The organism is Streptomyces sp. NBC_00872, assembly GCF_045161915.1.
In the GTDB taxonomy this organism is placed as follows: Bacteria; Actinomycetota; Actinomycetes; order Streptomycetales; family Streptomycetaceae; genus Streptomyces.
This window is the reverse complement of sequence record NZ_CP108806.1, coordinates 2,704,460-2,720,220: the sequence shown is the minus strand read 5'-3', so window position 1 is coordinate 2,720,220 and position 15,761 is coordinate 2,704,460. Positions and strand designations below refer to the sequence as shown.

The 15,761-nt window shown below is 71.4% G+C and carries 13 protein-coding genes; 9 read left to right on the top strand and 4 right to left on the bottom strand.

Features of this window, described 5'->3' with window-relative positions:
• Positions 1-96 precede the first annotated feature (96 nt).
• From OG214_RS11535 to OG214_RS11525, 3 genes are all read left to right on the top strand, one after another.
• Positions 97-771: a trimeric intracellular cation channel family protein gene (locus OG214_RS11535; RefSeq protein ID WP_363081906.1), complete on the top strand. Its 675-nt coding sequence runs from the start codon at positions 97-99 to the stop codon at positions 769-771.
• A gap of 48 nt (positions 772-819) precedes the next feature.
• Positions 820-1,662 carry a thioesterase family protein gene (locus OG214_RS11530; RefSeq protein WP_363081907.1) on the top strand — a complete coding sequence of 281 codons (843 nt, stop codon included), beginning with the start codon at positions 820-822 and terminating at the stop codon, positions 1,660-1,662.
• 225 nt (positions 1,663-1,887) lie between these two features.
• On the top strand, positions 1,888-3,051 hold the full coding sequence (locus OG214_RS11525) for a cysteine desulfurase family protein (protein ID WP_405984678.1): 1,164 nt from the start codon (positions 1,888-1,890) through the stop codon (positions 3,049-3,051).
• Between the two features lie 75 nt (positions 3,052-3,126).
• On the opposite strand, the gene OG214_RS11520 is transcribed toward OG214_RS11525, so the two are convergent.
• Positions 3,127-3,846: an N-acetylmuramoyl-L-alanine amidase gene (locus OG214_RS11520; protein WP_405984677.1), complete on the bottom strand. Its 720-nt coding sequence runs from the start codon at positions 3,844-3,846 to the stop codon at positions 3,127-3,129.
• 61 nt (positions 3,847-3,907) lie between these two features.
• Between OG214_RS11520 and mnmA the strand changes: the two genes are divergently transcribed.
• Positions 3,908-5,035: a tRNA 2-thiouridine(34) synthase MnmA gene (gene mnmA / locus OG214_RS11515; protein WP_363081910.1), complete on the top strand. Its 1,128-nt coding sequence runs from the start codon at positions 3,908-3,910 to the stop codon at positions 5,033-5,035.
• Positions 5,036-5,340: 305 nt separating this feature from the next.
• On the opposite strand, the gene OG214_RS11510 is transcribed toward mnmA, so the two are convergent.
• The 3 genes from OG214_RS11510 to OG214_RS11500 all read right to left on the bottom strand — a co-directional run bounded on the left by OG214_RS11510 (position 5,341) and on the right by OG214_RS11500 (position 8,368).
• Complete coding sequence (locus OG214_RS11510) at positions 5,341-6,921, bottom strand: N-acetylmuramoyl-L-alanine amidase (protein WP_405984676.1); 1,581 nt, start codon at positions 6,919-6,921, stop codon at positions 5,341-5,343.
• 242 nt (positions 6,922-7,163) lie between these two features.
• Positions 7,164-7,949 carry an alpha/beta fold hydrolase gene (locus tag OG214_RS11505; RefSeq protein WP_405984675.1) on the bottom strand — a complete coding sequence of 262 codons (786 nt, stop codon included), beginning with the start codon at positions 7,947-7,949 and terminating at the stop codon, positions 7,164-7,166.
• Positions 7,950-8,038: 89 nt separating this feature from the next.
• Positions 8,039-8,368, bottom strand: a complete 330-nt coding sequence (locus tag OG214_RS11500) for a DUF427 domain-containing protein (RefSeq protein WP_363081913.1) — start codon at positions 8,366-8,368, stop codon at positions 8,039-8,041.
• 138 nt (positions 8,369-8,506) lie between these two features.
• On the opposite strand from OG214_RS11500, the gene OG214_RS11495 reads away from it, so the two are divergent.
• The 5 genes from OG214_RS11495 (at position 8,507) to OG214_RS11475 (ending at position 15,648) form a co-directional block, all read left to right on the top strand.
• Entirely contained in the window at positions 8,507-9,046 is a 540-nt protein-coding gene (locus tag OG214_RS11495; RefSeq protein ID WP_405984674.1) for a TIGR00730 family Rossman fold protein, read from the top strand.
• 150 nt (positions 9,047-9,196) lie between these two features.
• Positions 9,197-9,886: an SDR family oxidoreductase gene (locus OG214_RS11490; protein WP_405984673.1), complete on the top strand. Its 690-nt coding sequence runs from the start codon at positions 9,197-9,199 to the stop codon at positions 9,884-9,886.
• Complete coding sequence (locus OG214_RS11485) at positions 9,883-10,878, top strand: methionine synthase (protein WP_405984672.1); 996 nt, start codon at positions 9,883-9,885, stop codon at positions 10,876-10,878. The genes OG214_RS11490 and OG214_RS11485 overlap by 4 nt, the downstream gene beginning before the upstream one ends.
• A gap of 42 nt (positions 10,879-10,920) precedes the next feature.
• Entirely contained in the window at positions 10,921-13,281 is a 2,361-nt protein-coding gene (gene ligA / locus OG214_RS11480; RefSeq protein ID WP_363081917.1) for an NAD-dependent DNA ligase LigA, read from the top strand.
• Positions 13,282-13,518: 237 nt separating this feature from the next.
• Positions 13,519-15,648, top strand: coding sequence for a bifunctional diguanylate cyclase/phosphodiesterase (locus OG214_RS11475; protein WP_363081918.1), 2,130 nt, complete (start codon positions 13,519-13,521; stop codon positions 15,646-15,648).
• The last annotated feature ends 113 nt before the right edge of the window (positions 15,649-15,761 follow it).

The window sequence follows — 15,761 nt, the reverse complement described above, 5'->3', positions numbered from 1 at the left end:
GGCAGGGCCGGCCGGCCCCTGGTCCCGACGGGGCCGGGGGCCGGCGGCGTGTGCGCCCCCGTGCCGCGCGTCGTTCGTGCGCTGCACAATGACCGGGTGTTCCACGACCTCTTCACGCCCTCCGTCCAGCACGGTCTGGACCTCGCCGGGATCTTCGTCTTCGCGATATCCGGCGCCCTGCTCGCCGTGCGCAAGAACTTCGACGTCTTCGGTATGGCGGTGCTCGCCGAGATCACCGCGCTCGGCGGGGGCCTGCTCCGCGATCTGATCATCGGCGCGGTCCCGCCCGCGGCCTTCACCGATCTCGGCTACTTCTCCATGCCACTGGTGGCGACGGCCCTGGTGTTCTTCCTCCATCCGCAGGTCGAGCGGATCCAGGGCGCGGTCAATGTCTTCGACGCGGCGGGGCTCGGCCTCTTCTGTGTCACGGGCACCACCAAGGCGTACGAGTACGGCCTCAGCCTCACCGCCTCGGTGGTGCTCGGTCTCGGCTCGGCGGTCGGCGGCGGTGTGCTGCGCGACGTCCTCGCCAACGAGGTGCCCTCGCTGCTGCGCTGGGACCGCGATCTGTACGCCGTACCGGCCATCGTCGGCGCCGCGATGGTGGCGCTCTGCATCCGCCTCGACGCGCTGAACGGGGTGACCAGCGGGCTCGCCGTCCTCACCGCGTTCGCGCTGAGGCTGCTGGCGATGCGCTTCCACTGGCGGGCGCCGCGCGCCTGGAACCGGCGGTCGGCCGCGGCGGAGGAGCCGGAGTTCGCACGGCTGTAACCCTCGTAAGCTACTGCTTAGTACAGCCATCTTGTAGGGTTGTCTTCCATGGCACAGGCATCCATCGCGTCCATCGGCGACAGCGAGTTCGACCGCGCTACGGCCCTCACCCTGCGGGAACCGGGCGTCCACGACGCGCTGCTCTCCCCGGGATGGACGATCATGAACGTCCTCAACGGGGGCTATCTGCTGGCGCTGATCGGCCGCGCGCTCGGCGACACCCTGCCGCACACGGACCCGTTCGCCGTCTCGGCGCACTACCTCACACCGTCCACACCCGGCCCCGCCGTGGTGCGTACGGAGGTGATACGGACCGGCCGTACGCTCTCCACCGGCCAGGCGTCCCTCTTCCAGACCGCCGAGGACGGCTCCGAGGTCGAGCGGATCAGGGTGCTCGCCTCGTACGGCGATCTGGACGCGCTGCCCGACGATGTGCGGACGGCGGCGAAGCCGCCCGGGATCCCACCGCTGGAGCGCTGTGTCAGCTCGGCCGACGGGCCGCCGCCGCCCGGCGACTTCGCGATGATCGACCGGCTCGATCTGCGGCTCGACCCGGCGACGGTCGGCTGGGCCGTCGGCGCTCCCTCCGGGCTGGGCGAGATGCGCGGCTGGTTCCGCTTCGCGGACGGTCGTGACGCCGATCCGCTCGCGCTGCTGCTGGTCGTGGACGCGCTGCCGCCGACCGCGTTCGAGATGGGCCTCAAGGGCTGGACCCCGACGGTCGAACTGACCACCCATGTCCGCTGCCGCCCGGCGCCGGGCCCGCTCCGGGTCGCCCTCACCACCCGTAACCTCGCCGGAGGCTTCCTTGAGGAGGACGCGGAGATCTGGGACAGCGCGGACCGCCTGGTGGCCCAGTCCCGCCAACTCGCCCGCGCGCCACGCGGCTGACGCCCCGGCGGGTCATGGCCCCGGCCGGGCGGGCCCCGCGCACCATGGGCGGGGGAGCCGGTCTCCTCGGGGCGCTGCCAACTCGGTGGCGCGGGCCGGGGATCCGGATGTGCCGTGCCGGGGGTCCGGTCGCGGTGCCGGCGGCCGGTCCGGTGGGGTGTGGGGCGTGGCCGGTGCGGACCGGGCGCGTGTACGGCTTCCGTGACTCGTAGAATCGAGCTCACCATGGCTTACCTCGACCACGCCGCGACCACTCCGATGCTGCCGGAGGCGATCGAGGCGATGACCGCCCAGTTCGGCTTCGCCGGCAACGCCTCCTCGCTCCATGCCGCCGGCCGCCGGGCCCGCCGTACCGTCGAGGAGGCCCGCGAGACGCTCGCGGAGGCCCTTGGCGCACGGCCCAGCGAGGTGGTTTTCACCTCGGGCGGCACCGAGGCCGACAACCTCGCCGTGAAGGGCCTGTACTGGTCCCGCCGCGCCGCGGACCCGGCCAGGACCAGGGTCCTGTCCAGTCCCGTGGAGCACCACGCCGTCCTCGACGCCGTGCACTGGCTCGGTGAGCACGAGGGCGCGACCGTCGAGTATCTGCCGGTCGACTCCTACGGCCGGGTGCTGCCCGGGGCACTGCGCGAGGCCATCGCGCGCGAGCCGGGGGATGTCGCCCTCGCCACCGTGATGTGGGCCAACAACGAGATCGGCACGATTCTGCCGGTCCGTGAACTGGCGGAGGTGGCCGCGGAGTTCGGGATTCCGCTGCACTCCGACGCCGTCCAGGCCTTCGGCCAGACGGAGTTGGACTTCGGTGCCTCGGGGCTCGCCGCGATGACCGTCTCCGGACACAAGATCGGCGGCCCGTACGGCATCGGCGCCCTGCTGCTGGGCCGTGAGTACACCCCCGTACCCGTACTGCACGGCGGCGGCCAGGAGCGCCATGTGCGCTCCGGCACCCTCGACGTCCCCGCGATCGCCGCCTTCGCCGTCGCGGGCCGGCTCGCCGCCGAACGGCGCGAGCGGTTCGCCCAGGACATCGGCGCCCTGCGGGACGAGCTGATCGAGGCCGTACGCGCGGCCGTCCCCGATGCCGTCCTCGGCGGAGACCCCGCCCACCGGCTGCCCGCCAACGCCCACTTCAGCTTCCCCGGCTGCGAGGGCGACTCGCTGCTCCTGCTGCTCGACGCCCAGGGCATCGAGTGCTCGACGGGCTCGGCCTGCACGGCGGGTGTGGCGCAGCCGAGCCATGTTCTGCTTGCCACCGGGAGCGACCCCGATCTGGCCAGGGGCACCCTGCGCTTCTCCCTCGGCCACACCTCGACCAGGGCGGATGTGGAAGCGGTGGCGAAGGCCATCGGCCCGGCCGTCGACCGGGCCAGAAGCGCCGGGCTCAGCTAGCACCGGGCTCAGCTAGGCCCTGTCCGGCGTCGGGCTCGGCTCGCGTCGGGCTCGGCCGCTCCAGCCGCCCTGGTGTCAGACCGTGCCCGTCCGCTCCCTCTCCGTGCCCGCTTCCCGCACCAGCTCCATATAGCGGTCCCAGTCCCAGTACGGCCCGGGGTCCGTGTGGTCCGTGCCCGGGACCTCCACATGGCCGATGATGTGCTCCCGGTCCACGGGGATGTCGTACCGCGCGCATATCCCGGCCGTCAGCCGCGCCGACGAGCGGTACATCGCGTCCGTGAAGGACGACCGCTTATCCACCCATCCCTCGTGCTCGATGCCTATCGACCGCTCGTTGTAGAGGCGATTGCCCGCGTGGTACGCCACGTCCAGCTCGCGGATCATCTGCGCCACATGCCCGTCCTTGCGCACCACATAGTGCGAGGCGGCGCCATGGGACGGATCGCGGAAGACCTTGAGCGCCACCTGATAGCTGCCCTGGACGACATGGATCACCACGCGGTCCACCACATAGTCGTCGGGCCTGTCCGCCCGGCGCCAGTTCGCCGGGGAGGCCGCGACCCACTGCGCCGACACGTAGTCCAGCTCACCTTCCTTGCGCGGCTTGTCGATGCCCGGCACCCGCCACCACAGCCGCGAGACCTTCTCACGCGCCAGCACACCGCCGCCGAGCAGCGCCGCCGCGCCGCCGATCAGCACCGTCCTGCGATTGATCTCCCCGGAATCCGCGGCCGCGCGATGGCGTCCGCCGCCGCCCCTGCCCCTGGCCGTGCCCGGTGTTTTCTCGCCCATGTGATCGTCAACGCAAACCGGGGCGACTCCGGTTCCCGCCGGGCCGTACTCTGGGGAGGCTATGACTCAGAATCCCCAGCGCCCACTCCGTGTGCTCGCCGCCATGTCGGGCGGCGTGGACTCCGCCGTCGCCGCCGCCCGTGCCGCCGAGGCGGGCCACGACGTCACCGGAGTACATCTGGCGCTCTCCGCGAATCCGCAGTCCTTCCGTACGGGCGCCCGCGGCTGCTGCACCATCGAGGACTCCCGCGACGCGCGCCGCGCGGCCGATGTGATCGGTATCCCCTTCTATGTGTGGGATCTCGCCGAACGCTTCCGTGAGGACGTCGTCGACGACTTCGTCGCGGAGTACGAGGCGGGCCGCACCCCCAACCCCTGTCTGCGCTGCAACGAGAAGATCAAGTTCGCCGCACTGCTCGACAAGGCGCTCGCCCTCGGCTTCGACGCCGTGTGCACGGGCCATTACGCGACGGTCGTCACCGGCGAGGACGGCACCCGGGAACTGCACCGCGCCAGTGACATGGCCAAGGACCAGTCGTATGTCCTCGGGGTGCTGGACGAGCGGCAGCTCGCACACGCGATGTTCCCGCTCGGTGACACCCTCACCACCAAGGACGAGATCCGCGCGGAGGCCGAGCGCCGCGGTCTGGCCGTGGCGAAGAAGCCCGACAGCCATGACATCTGCTTCATCGCGGACGGCGACACCCAGGGCTTCCTCGCGAAGCGTCTGGGCCGGGCCGAGGGCGACATCGTGGACGAGTCCGGTACGAAGGTGGGCAGCCACGACGGCGCGTACGGCTTCACCATCGGCCAGCGCAAGGGCCTGCGCATCGGTCATCCGGCCGCCGACGGCAAGCCCCGCTACGTCCTGGACATCTCGCCCGTCGACAACACCGTGACGGTCGGCCCGGCAACCGCGCTGGACGTCGTGGCGCTGACGGCCGTCAAGCCCCGCTGGTGCGGTACGGCGCCCGCGGGCCCCGGTGGCTACACCGCCCAGTTGCGCGCGCACGGCGGTGAGACCGCGGTGACGGCGGAGCTGACGGACGGGACGCTGCGTGTCAGCTTCGAGGAGCCGGTCCGCGGGGTGGCGCCCGGCCAGGCGATCGTGCTGTACGACGGCACGCGCGTGGTCGGCTCGGCGACGATCGCGACGACACGGCGGCGTACGACGGCACTGGCCGGCTGACGAGCGGCCACCCACCGGGGTCGGCCGTTTACCGGGTCGGGCGCTCACCGGTCGGGCGCTCACCGGGTGGGCCGCTCACCAGGCCGACCGCCCACCGGATCGGGCGCCCACCGTGCTCGGGCGCTCACGGGGTCGGGCGCTCACCGGGTCGGCTGCCCACCGGGTCGGGCGCTCACCGTGCTCGGCTGCCCACCGTGCTCAGCCACTCACGGGGTCGGCCGTCCGCGGAGAGGCCCGTTCCCGTGCGGGGGCCGTGCGGCCCCCGCACGGGGGTGAAATCCGTGTCCGGGTGACGGGGGCGCCGTCTACCTGCCCGTCTGGAGCGCGGACCAGGTGGCCGCGCCGACGATGCCGTCCGCGCCCAGCCCACGCCCGCTCTGGTAGTCACGGACCGCCTGCGCCGTCCCCGACCCGAACTGTCCGTCGATGGACACCGTCCGCCCGAGCGCGGCGGTCAGCGCGCGCTGGAGACGCTCCACGGCCGCGCCCGTGCTGCCTTCCCGCACCACCGGGGTGCTGCCCGCGGCGAGCAGGGCCGTCCATGTACGGGCGCCGACGACACCGTCCGAGGTGAGACCCCGGGCGGTCTGGAAGGACCTGACCGCGTTCACGGTCCGGGTGCCGAAGATGCCGTCCGCGGTGCCCGCGTCGTACCCCTGCTGGTTCAGCAGGGTCTGGACGGCCGTCACCTGGGCGCCGGTGGAACCACTCCTGAGGGTGGAGTACGAGGCGAAGTTGAGCTGCACGCCCCCGCCGCCGGAGCTGCCGCCCACGAGCTGCATGTAGTAGTTCCAGTTCCAGTTCGGCCCCGGATCGGTGTGGTCGTTGCCCGGTACCTCCGCATGGCCGACGACATGTGCCCGGTCCTTGGGGATGCCGTACCGGTCGCACAGATACTTCGTCAGGGCGGCCGAGGAGCGGTACATCGCGTCGGTGAACCAGCTCGGGTCGGCGACGTACCCCTCGTGCTCTATCCCCAGGCTGGAGGAGTTGGCCGAGCGCGCGTGGTACGCGGTGTCGCTGTCGCGGACCATCTGGGTGACCGCGCCGTCCGACGAGCGCACCACATAGTGCGAGCTGACCTGCGAGGACGGGTTCTGGAACCAGCTGATGGTTCCGGCGTACGAGCCCTGGGTGACATGGACGACCACCGTGCTGATCGACGCGCTCCGGCCGGCGGAGTAGTTGGCCGCGTTGGCGGGGACCCAGGCGGCGGGCGGATAGTCGGGGCTGAGCGCGGCGCGCTGCCGGCCGCCGGCCGCGTCCGCCGCGTACCGTCCGCGCTCGGGCTCGACGGCGCGCGGCCGTACGGTGACGCGCTCGCCGCCCGCGACATCGGCGGTGATGCCCTGCCCGAGGAGCGTGTAGACGGTGTCGGCGTACAGCCGGGCCGTGGCGGTGTCGGTGGCTCCGCCGTAACGGGCGACCACCGGGTACCACTCGTCCACGCTGCGGCGCTCCGTGGCGTCCAGTCCCAGCCCGTCGGCGTAGGAGCGCAGTACGGCCGCGCCGCCGCGGATGTTCGCCGCCGTGTCCGTACGCAGCCCGGCGCTCGGCTCGCCCGTCAGCTCGGCGGCCTTCTCCAGGGTGCGGCTCCGCGGATTGCTCACGAGATGCATCACCCCGTAGCCATTGGCCTGGCTCGGCTCGCCACGGTGTCCGTCGAGGTGGGTCTCGCCGTATCCGACGGCCACCAGCAGATCCCGTGGCACACCGAATTCCGAGGCCGCGCGCGCGAAGGCCCGGCCCATGGAGTCACGGTCCGCCGGGCCGACGGGAGCGGGCGCGGCGCCGGCGGGCTGGGCCGTGGCGATGAGCGCCGCGGTGACCAGAGCACCGAGCGCGGACAGTGCCGTCCGTCTCCATGGCGTCGATCGTCGGTACATGCTTCCTCCTGGTCGGTCGGTTCGACGGTCTCCGCGCGAGCGGATCCGGGGTCTACGCCCGTTGAACGACCAGACCTATCGGTGAGTCATGCCCATGTCAAGGGTCTCCAAGTGGCCCTGTACCGAACGAGGTTGGGCGATTCTCACATCTCGTCACGCGCGGACCTCCGGTCCGTGGGCCCATATCCCGGGCCCATGCCGCGCGACGGACGGCGCGGCGATGTCCACGCGGCGTGCGACGTCTACGCGGTGAAGAACTCCTCCAGCACCGGTGCCAGCACATGCGGGGCCACATCGTGGGTCTGGCCGGTCAGGGTGCGATGGCGGCCCCGGGGCAGGGCCTTGGCCACCGACCTCGCCGTGTTCCGCAGGAGGACCGGGCTGCATCCGCCGTCCACGACCATCGAGCGGGTCCTGATGGACTTCAGCCGCTCGGCGGGGACCAGCCCGGGGCCCAGTACCGCGTTGTCGTACGCGAGCGTCTCCGCGAGCGCCGTCAGATCCGGCCACATCGGCGACCGCCGCATTCCGCTGATGATCTCGGGCGCCACCCCCACGACGGTCATGAACAGCTCGACCGCCTCGGTCCTCCGCCCGCGCGCCAGCAGACCCGGAAGGCGCTCGGCGTATGCCGCGTACTCCGCCAGGTCGCTCGGATCGGTGGCGTACGGCGGTTCGTACACGGCGAGCTGAGTGACCGTCAGCCCGGCCGCCGCCGCTTCCAGTACGAGTGCCGCGCCCGAGGAGACGCCGTACACGGACGCGCTGCCGCCCGCCTCCGTGATCAGGGCCGCCAGATCCTCTATCTCCCGCTCCACGGCGTACGGAGCGGTGTCACCGCTCGCGCCGCGCCCGCGCCGGTCGTATATGAGCACCTCGAAGACCGGCGCGAGCAGCTTCGCCAGCGGAGCCTGTGATTCCGCCGTATTGAGCGCGCCACCGACCAGAATCACCGGTGGGCCCTCGCCCGTCCGCCGGTAAGCGATGGAGGTACCGTCCCCCGACTTGGCAGTACACACGTGGTCCATGGTGATGCAGACCGGCGCGCCGCGTACAACTCATCGCCCAACGGCGAAGATTTTTCTCGGTCCTTTCCTCCCTGGTCCTGGACTTCTTCTCAGTCCGGGACGATCTCGGTGTCGTAGAAGCAGAAGTGGCCCTTGATCTGCGCGACTTCGGCCTTGGGCGTGGGATAGCCCCAGACCAGATCGGCGGCGTCGGGCAGCGACCAGTAGGAGGCGTCGCCCTTGAACGGGCAGTGGGTGGTGGTCGCCGAGGCGGTCAGCAGCTCCGTACGCACATCCTCCGGCGGGAGGTAGTAGCGCACCGGGCAGCCGGTCTCCCGCAGCACCAGCGGACTGCGGCTCTCGGCGAGCACCTGTCCGTCGCGTACGACGCGTACATGCTCGGTGCCCTGCTCGACGGTGATGGTGTGTCCCGTGGCCATGGTGTTCCGTCCCTTCGGTGTTCCTGGCTCATGCGTTTCCCGTGTTTCCCGGCTCTCGCCACTGTCTTCAGCAACGATCCGGCGCGCGGTCTTCCCGGTCGGACCGTACCGGCCCTTACCGGCCCGTACCGTTGCCCCATGAATATCTGTGTCTTCCTCTCCGCCGCCGATCTCGACGAGCGCTACACGCGCCCCGCCCGTGAATTCGCCGAGCTGATCGGCAAGGGCGGCCACACCCTGGTGTGGGGCGGCTCCGACAGCGGGCTGATGAAGGTCGTCGCCGACGGGGTGCAGGAGAGCGGCGGCCGGCTGGTCGGGGTCTCGGTGGACTTTCTCAGCGAGTTCGCGCGGCCCGGCGCCGACGAGATGGTGATCGCCAAGGATCTCGCCGAGCGGAAGGCACTGCTCCTCGCCAAGTCCGACGCGGTCGTGATCATGGTCGGGGGTACCGGCACGCTGGACGAGGCCACGGAGATCCTGGAGCTGAAGAAGCACGCCCTGCACACCAAGCCCGTGGTGCTGCTCAACACGGCGGGCTTCTACGACGGGCTGAAGCAGCAGTTCCGGCGGATGGACGAGGAGGGCTTCCTGCCGTTGCCCCTCACCGACCTGGTCTTCTTCGCGGAGGACGGGGTCGGCGCGCTCGCCTATCTGGAGGAGAGCGCGGGCGTGCGCTGAGCGGTCCGGGGCGGGAGCACGGGGGGCGCGGGGCGGTCCGGGGCGGGGGCACGGGCGTGCGCGGGCCTGTCCGGAGGGCGAGCGCCGGACTGTTCGGAGGCGGAACGCGGGTGTGCGCGGGGCGGTCCGCGGTGATGCGACCATGACCGCATGGCTACCCATCTCATCACCGGTGCGGGTTCGGGCATCGGCGCCGCCGTCGCGCGCCGTCTGCACGAACGCGGCGACGACCTGCTGCTTCTCGCCCGTGACGCCGGCCGCGCCAAGGAACTCGGCGCGGACTTCCCCGGTGCCCGTACGCTCGTCGGCGATCTCGCCGCCCCGGACCGGCTCTCCTGGGCGCTCGCCCAGCAGTCTTTGCCCGACCGGCTCGACTCGCTCCTGCATATCGCGGGTGTGGTCGACCTCGGTCCGATCGGCGAGCTGACCCCCAAGGTCTGGCAGCACCAGCTCGCCGTGAATCTGGTCGCCCCGGCCGAGCTGACCCGGCTCTTCCTGCCCCAGCTCCGGGTCTCCCAGGGCCAGGTGATCTTCGTCAACTCGGGTGCCGGGCTCAGCGCGCACGCCGAGTGGGGCGCGTACGCCGCCTCCAAGCACGGTCTGAAGGCGCTCGCCGACTCGCTGCGCCGCGAGGAGATGCCGAACGGGCTCCGGGTGACCTCCGTCTATCCGGGCCGTACGGCGAGCCCCATGCAGATCAAGGTCCATCAGCAGGAGGGCAAGGAGTACGACGCGTCGCGCTGGATCGACCCCGGTTCGGTGGCGACGACGATCCTCGCCGCGCTCGATCTGCCGCGTGACGCGCGGATCGACGATGTGACCGTACGGCCGGGCCGATGAGCGATCTCGTCTGGGGACCCGCCACCGGCGTCGGCTCGATGCCCGGCGGTGACGCGCGGGAGACCGCCAAGGCCGTCACCGGCACCTTCGAGGACTTCCCTTATCTGCCGGAACTGCCCGCGCGGGGGCCGGGCGCCGACATGATCGGCCGCACGGCGGGGCTGCTCGTCGAGGTCTACGCGCGGGTGGAGCCGAGCGGCTGGCGGATCGGCGACCGGCCGGGACGGGACACCCGGCGGGCCTGGTCCTGGCTGGGCGAGGATCTTGACGCGCTGGAGGAGTTCACCCAGGGCTACGAGGGCCCGCTCAAGATTCAGGCCGTCGGGCCGTGGACGCTCGCCGCCTCGCTGGAACTGCGCAACGGCGAGTCGGCGCTCGGCGACCCGGGGGCCTGCCGTGATCTGACCGGATCGCTGGTGGAGGGGCTGACCGGGCATCTCGCGGAGGTACGGCGCCGGATCCCGGGGGCCGTACCGGTGCTCCAGCTCGACGAGCCGTCCCTCACCGCCGTACTGCGCGGCCAGGTCAGAACGGCCAGCGGTTACCGCACCCACCGGGCCGTGGACCGCCAGGTGGTCGAGAGCGCGCTGCGGGAGGTGACCGCGGTGAGCGGGGGTACGGCGGTCGTGCACTCCTGCGCGCCCGACGTGCCGTTCGCGCTGCTGCGGCGGGCGGGCGCCGCGGCCGTCTCGTTCGATTTCGGACTGCTCACCGAGCGTGACGAGGAGTCGATCGGCGAGGCGGTGGAGGGCGGTACGAAACTCTTCGCCGGAATCGTGCCGGGCACCGACGGCCCATTGTCAGACCCGGCCGGTAGCGTCATGGGTGTCAGAACGTTGTGGCGCAGGCTGGGGCTGAATCCGGGGACTCTCGCCGAGTCCGTGGTGCTCACCCCCTCGTGCGGGCTCGCGGGCGCTTCACCCGCGTACGCGCGCGCTGCGCTCGCGCACTGTGTCAGGGCCGCGAGATCCCTCGCGGACAACCCTGAGTGACAATCCCGGGTGACGGGCCGTGGTGAACGGGAGGACGAAACGGTGGCTGGCGAAGAGCGGACCGGAGTACCGGCACAGGCGCGTTCGAGCGTGCCCGCGGAGGCGCGGGACCAGCACGCCCAACTCGCCGAGCAGATCGAGGAGCACCGCTTCCGGTATTACGTGAGGGACCAGCCCGTCATCAGCGACGGCGACTTCGACCGGCTGCTCAGATCGCTGGAGGCGCTGGAGGAGACCTATCCCGAGCTGCGTACGCCCGACTCACCGACCCAGAAGGTCGCGGGCGCCTACGAGACGGACTTCACCGCGGTCCAGCACCGCGAGCGGATGCTCTCCCTGGACAACGCCTTCGACGACGAGGAGCTGGCCTCCTGGGCCGATCGCGTCGCCAAGGACGTGGGCACCACGGATTACCACTTCCTGTGCGAGCTGAAGGTCGACGGGCTCGCGGTCAATCTCACCTATGAGCACGGCAGACTGACCCGCGCCGCCACCCGCGGCGACGGGCGCACGGGCGAGGACATCACGCCCAATGTCCGCACGATCGCGGAGATTCCGCACCGGCTGGCGGGGGAGCGCGTGCCGGCCCTCGTGGAGATCCGGGGCGAGGTCTACTTCCCGATGGAGGCCTTCCAGGAGCTGAACGCGCGGCTGGTGGAGGCCGGGGACAAGCCCTTCGCCAATCCGCGGAACGCGGCGGCGGGTTCACTGCGCCAGAAGGACCCCAAGATCACCGCGACCCGTCCGCTGCACATGGTGGTGCACGGCATCGGCGCGCGCGAGGGGTTCGACATCGACTGCCTGTCGCACGCGTACGGCCTGCTGCGCGAGTGGGGTCTGCCGACCGCCCGGTACAACAAGGTGGTCGACGGCCTGGAGGGCGTGCGGGAGTTCATCGCGTATTACGGGGAGCACCGCCACTCGGTGGAGCACGAGATCGACGGCGTGGTCGTCAAGCTCGACGAGATCCCGCTCCAGGGCCGGCTGGGCTCCACCTCACGCGCCCCGCGCTGGGCGATCGCCTGGAAGTACGCGCCGGAGGAGGTCAACACCAAGCTGGTCAACATCCGCGTGGGCGTGGGCCGTACGGGGCGCGTCACACCGTACGCGCAGGTCGAGCCGGTCACCGTCGCCGGTTCCGAGGTCGAGTTCGCCACCCTGCACAACCAGGACGTGGTGAAGGCCAAGGGCGTCTGGATCGGCGACACGGTGGTGCTGCGCAAGGCCGGTGATGTCATCCCGGAGATCCTCGGCCCCGTCATCGATCTGCGGCCCGACGACGCCTACGAGTTCGTGATGCCGGCCGTGTGCCCCGAGTGCGGCACGGAGCTGCGGGCCATGAAGGAGGGCGATGTCGATCTGCGCTGTCCCAACGCGCGTAGCTGCCCCGCCCAGTTGCGCGAGCGGCTGTTCTATCTCGCCGGCCGCAAATGTCTGGACATCGAGAACTTCGGCTATGTGGCTGCCGCCGCGCTGACGAAGCCGCTGGAGCCGGAGACGCCCCCGCTGCTGGACGAGGGCGATCTCTTCGACCTGACGGCCGATCAGCTCCTGCCCATCAAGGCGTATGTCCTCGACCAGGACAGCGGACTGCCCAAGCGCGATCCGAAGACCGGCGAGGAGAAGATCGCCACGGTCTTCGCCAACCAGGAGGGCGAGCCCAAGAAGAACGCCCTGGCGATGCTGGAGAACATCGCGGCGGCCAAGGAGCGCCCGCTGGCCCGGATCATCGCCGGGCTCTCCATCCGCCATGTGGGGCCCGTCGCGGCCGAGGCGCTGGCCAGGGAGTTCCGCTCGATCGACCGGATCGAGCGGGCCACGGAGGAGGAGTTGGCGGCCGTCGAAGGCGTCGGTCCCACCATCGCCGCCTCCCTCACCCAGTGGTTCGAGGTCGACTGGCACCGCGAGATTCTGCGCAAGTGGCGTGCGGCCGGGGTCCGTATGGAGGACGAGGGCGCGGGCGAGGACGAGGGCCCGCGGCCGCTGGCGGGACTGACGGTGGTCGTCACCGGCACCCTGGAGCGGTACACCCGGGATGGCGCGAAAGAGGCGCTCCAGAGTCTTGGCGCAAAAGTGACCGGCTCCGTTTCGAAGAAGACCGGATTTGTGGTCGTGGGTGAGAACCCAGGTTCGAAATACGACAAGGCGATGCAGCTCAAGGTGCCCGTGCTGGACGAGGAGGGCTTCGCCGTACTGCTCGAACAGGGCCCGGACGCCGCCCGGGAGGTCGCGCTCACGGCCGAGGAGCCCGAGGCCGCCGCCGAGGAGACGGCCCAGGTCCCCGGCATGGAGACGACCGGCGGGACGGACGGGGAGACCCCCGAAGGGACCAGCGGGGACACCCCTGAGGGGACCACGGGGGAGCCGTCCGCGGAGCCGGCCGCGAAGAGCCCTCAGGAGTAGCGCGCGACCGTCGGGTTCGGGCCGCAAAGCTCACCCGTTCGGCGCATACCAGATGGATACGGATGGGCAGGTCGCATTCGGGCAACAGCTGTAGAGCGCTGCCCGTTGACGCCTTTCGCGGCCTACTGTTGGGATGTGCGCCTGTCGTGCACGGCTGCGTGGTGCGATTTCAGCCGTGATGGCATGACAACGTGCCATCGCGTGGCATCGGCTCCGCCGGCTGTGAGAGGGACGGGAATGAAACCGACCGAGAGCGCCGCCCCGGTCTCACCCCCGCGTGGTTTCGCGGGAATTGCGGGCACTGCGACGAAAACGCCCGTTCTTGTGGTGGGACTCGCCGGGATCCTGTTGGCCGCCGGCCTCATCCGCACGGTGCGGGACGGCCATGCGCTCTTCCCGGGCGGTTCGACGGGCTGGGCGATGGCCGTGCTGACCGGCATCATCGTCGGCCATCTCGTGGCGCTCGGCCGCGACCGCTGGTGGGGCGGCACGGGCTCGGGCGCGGCCCTCACCCTGGCCGTCCTGCTGCTGTACGGCTGGGTGCCCGCCGTGCTCGTCAGCCTCTCCGTCGTGGTGCTGGTCGGTATGGCACGCAGACACCGCTGGCGGCAGGGCGTCCTGCACGGCGCGGCGGACATGCTGGGCATCGCCGCCGCCGCGCTCGTCCTGAGACTCTTCGATGTGCTGCCCACCGTCGAGAAGCCCTGGGACCCGCTCGACTGGGGGATCGAGGCCGTCCCGGAGATCGTGCTGGCGGCCGGGGTCCATCTGCTCGTGACCCGGCTGCTGTTGTGGTACGCGCTGGCCCCGCAGGGCGGCGGGCTCCCGACCGTGGCCCGTACGGCCCTGTACCGCCAGGGACTTGTCGCGGTCGCCCTGCTCGGTATCGCCCCGCTGATCTGTGTGGTGGCGATGACCGTGCCGGTACTGCTGCCGCTCTTCTCCATCCCGCTGATCGCCCTGGACTCCACGCTGTGGATCGCCAGGGCACGGGCCGAGGAGCAGCTCCGCGACCCGCTGACGGGTCTGCCGAACCGGCAGTGGCTGCTGGAGCGCACCTGGTCGGCGCTGGAGGACGCGGAAAGCCTCGGCGCCAGATCCGCGCTGGTACTGATCGACCTCGACCGCTTCCGCTCGGTCAATGACACGCTCGGCCATCTCGCGGGTGACCGGCTGCTGCTCCAGATTGCCGACCGGCTCCGGCTGGCGCTGCCGCGCGGCGCGGAGGCCGCGCGGCTCGGCGGCGACGAGTTCGCGGTTCTCCTGCCGACCTGCGACTCCACGACCAGCGCCCAGCGCGTCGCCCGCCATCTCGTGGCCGAACTGTCCTCGCCGCTGGACCTCGACGGTCTGACGCTGGTTCTGGAGGCCAGCGCCGGAGTCGCCGTCTACCCCGATCACGCGCTCGACGCGGAGGGGCTGCTGCGCCGGGCCGATGTCGCGATGTACCAGGCGAAGCGGGACCGTACGGGAGTCGAGGTGTACGAGTCCAAGCGGGACTCCAACACCCCCGACCGCCTCGGTCTGCTGGGGGATCTCAGACGCGCGCTGGACGCCGGCGAGGTGGAGCTGCACTACCAGCCCAAGGTCCGTTTCGACGGCCAGGTCGCGGGTCTGGAAGCGCTGGTGCGCTGGGTGCACCCGGAGCGCGGCCGGGTCCCTCCCGACGAGTTCATCGCGATCGCCGAGTCCTCGGGCCTGATGCCGCATCTCACCGAGTACGTCCTCGAAAGCGCCCTCGCCCAGGTCGCGCGGTGGCGTTCCCAGGGGCTGAAGGTGCCGGTCGCCGTGAATGTCTCGCCGCGCGATGTCCACACCCCCGGTTTCGCGGGGGCGGTCGCGGCGCGGCTCGCCCGCCATGGTGTCCCGGCCGGCTCGCTCCAGCTGGAGATAACGGAGCATGTCCTGCTGGAGGACCCGCAGCGCGCCGCCGACACCCTGGCGGGGCTGACCGGGCACGGTGTGAAGATGTCGCTCGACGACTTCGGCACCGGGTACTCCTCGCTGGTGCATCTGCGGCGGCTGCCGGTGAGCGAGCTGAAGATCGACCGCTCCTTCGTGGCCCGGCTGGCGGTCGACACCGAGGACGCGGAGATCGTCCGCTGCACCGTCGATCTGGCGCACTCTCTGGGCCTGCTGGTCGTCGCGGAGGGTGTCGAGGACGACGAGACCTGGGAGCGGCTGCGGGACCTGGGCTGCGACGCGGTCCAGGGCTGGCTGGTGGCCGCCGCGATGCCGCCGTCCGAGGCGACGGCCTGGCTGCTGGCCAGGGGCGAGCGCGGCTGGCAGCGTCCGGCGGAGCTGGAAGCGGCCCGCCGTAAGCAGTCGGGCCAGGTCGTGGAGCAGTCCGGCCACGTGGTGCAGTAGCGCCCGGCCCGGCCCCCGTGGGCGGAAAGGGCACCAGTCCCCGGCGGGCGGAAGAGCACCAGTCCCCCGGCGGGCGGAAAGGGCCCCGGCCCCCGGCGGGCGGGAAAGGGTCC

What these genes read in the sequence shown, in the direction of transcription:
- OG214_RS11500 (WP_363081913.1), bottom strand. Translation starts at nt 8,368, where the DNA reads ATGGCCACGGGACACACCATCACCGTCGAGCAGGGCACCGAGCATGTA.
- OG214_RS11485 (WP_405984672.1), top strand. Translation starts at nt 9,883, where the DNA reads ATGAGCGATCTCGTCTGGGGACCCGCCACCGGCGTCGGCTCGATGCCC.
- OG214_RS11520 (WP_405984677.1), bottom strand. Translation starts at nt 3,846, where the DNA reads ATGGGCGAGAAAACACCGGGCACGGCCAGGGGCAGGGGCGGCGGCGGA.
- mnmA (WP_363081910.1), top strand. Translation starts at nt 3,908, where the DNA reads ATGACTCAGAATCCCCAGCGCCCACTCCGTGTGCTCGCCGCCATGTCG.
- OG214_RS11525 (WP_405984678.1), top strand. Translation starts at nt 1,888, where the DNA reads ATGGCTTACCTCGACCACGCCGCGACCACTCCGATGCTGCCGGAGGCG.
- OG214_RS11530 (WP_363081907.1), top strand. Translation starts at nt 820, where the DNA reads ATGGCACAGGCATCCATCGCGTCCATCGGCGACAGCGAGTTCGACCGC.
- OG214_RS11505 (WP_405984675.1), bottom strand. Translation starts at nt 7,949, where the DNA reads ATGGACCACGTGTGTACTGCCAAGTCGGGGGACGGTACCTCCATCGCT.
- OG214_RS11475 (WP_363081918.1), top strand. Translation starts at nt 13,519, where the DNA reads ATGAAACCGACCGAGAGCGCCGCCCCGGTCTCACCCCCGCGTGGTTTC.
- OG214_RS11495 (WP_405984674.1), top strand. Translation starts at nt 8,507, where the DNA reads ATGAATATCTGTGTCTTCCTCTCCGCCGCCGATCTCGACGAGCGCTAC.
- OG214_RS11490 (WP_405984673.1), top strand. Translation starts at nt 9,197, where the DNA reads ATGGCTACCCATCTCATCACCGGTGCGGGTTCGGGCATCGGCGCCGCC.
- OG214_RS11510 (WP_405984676.1), bottom strand. Translation starts at nt 6,921, where the DNA reads ATGTACCGACGATCGACGCCATGGAGACGGACGGCACTGTCCGCGCTC.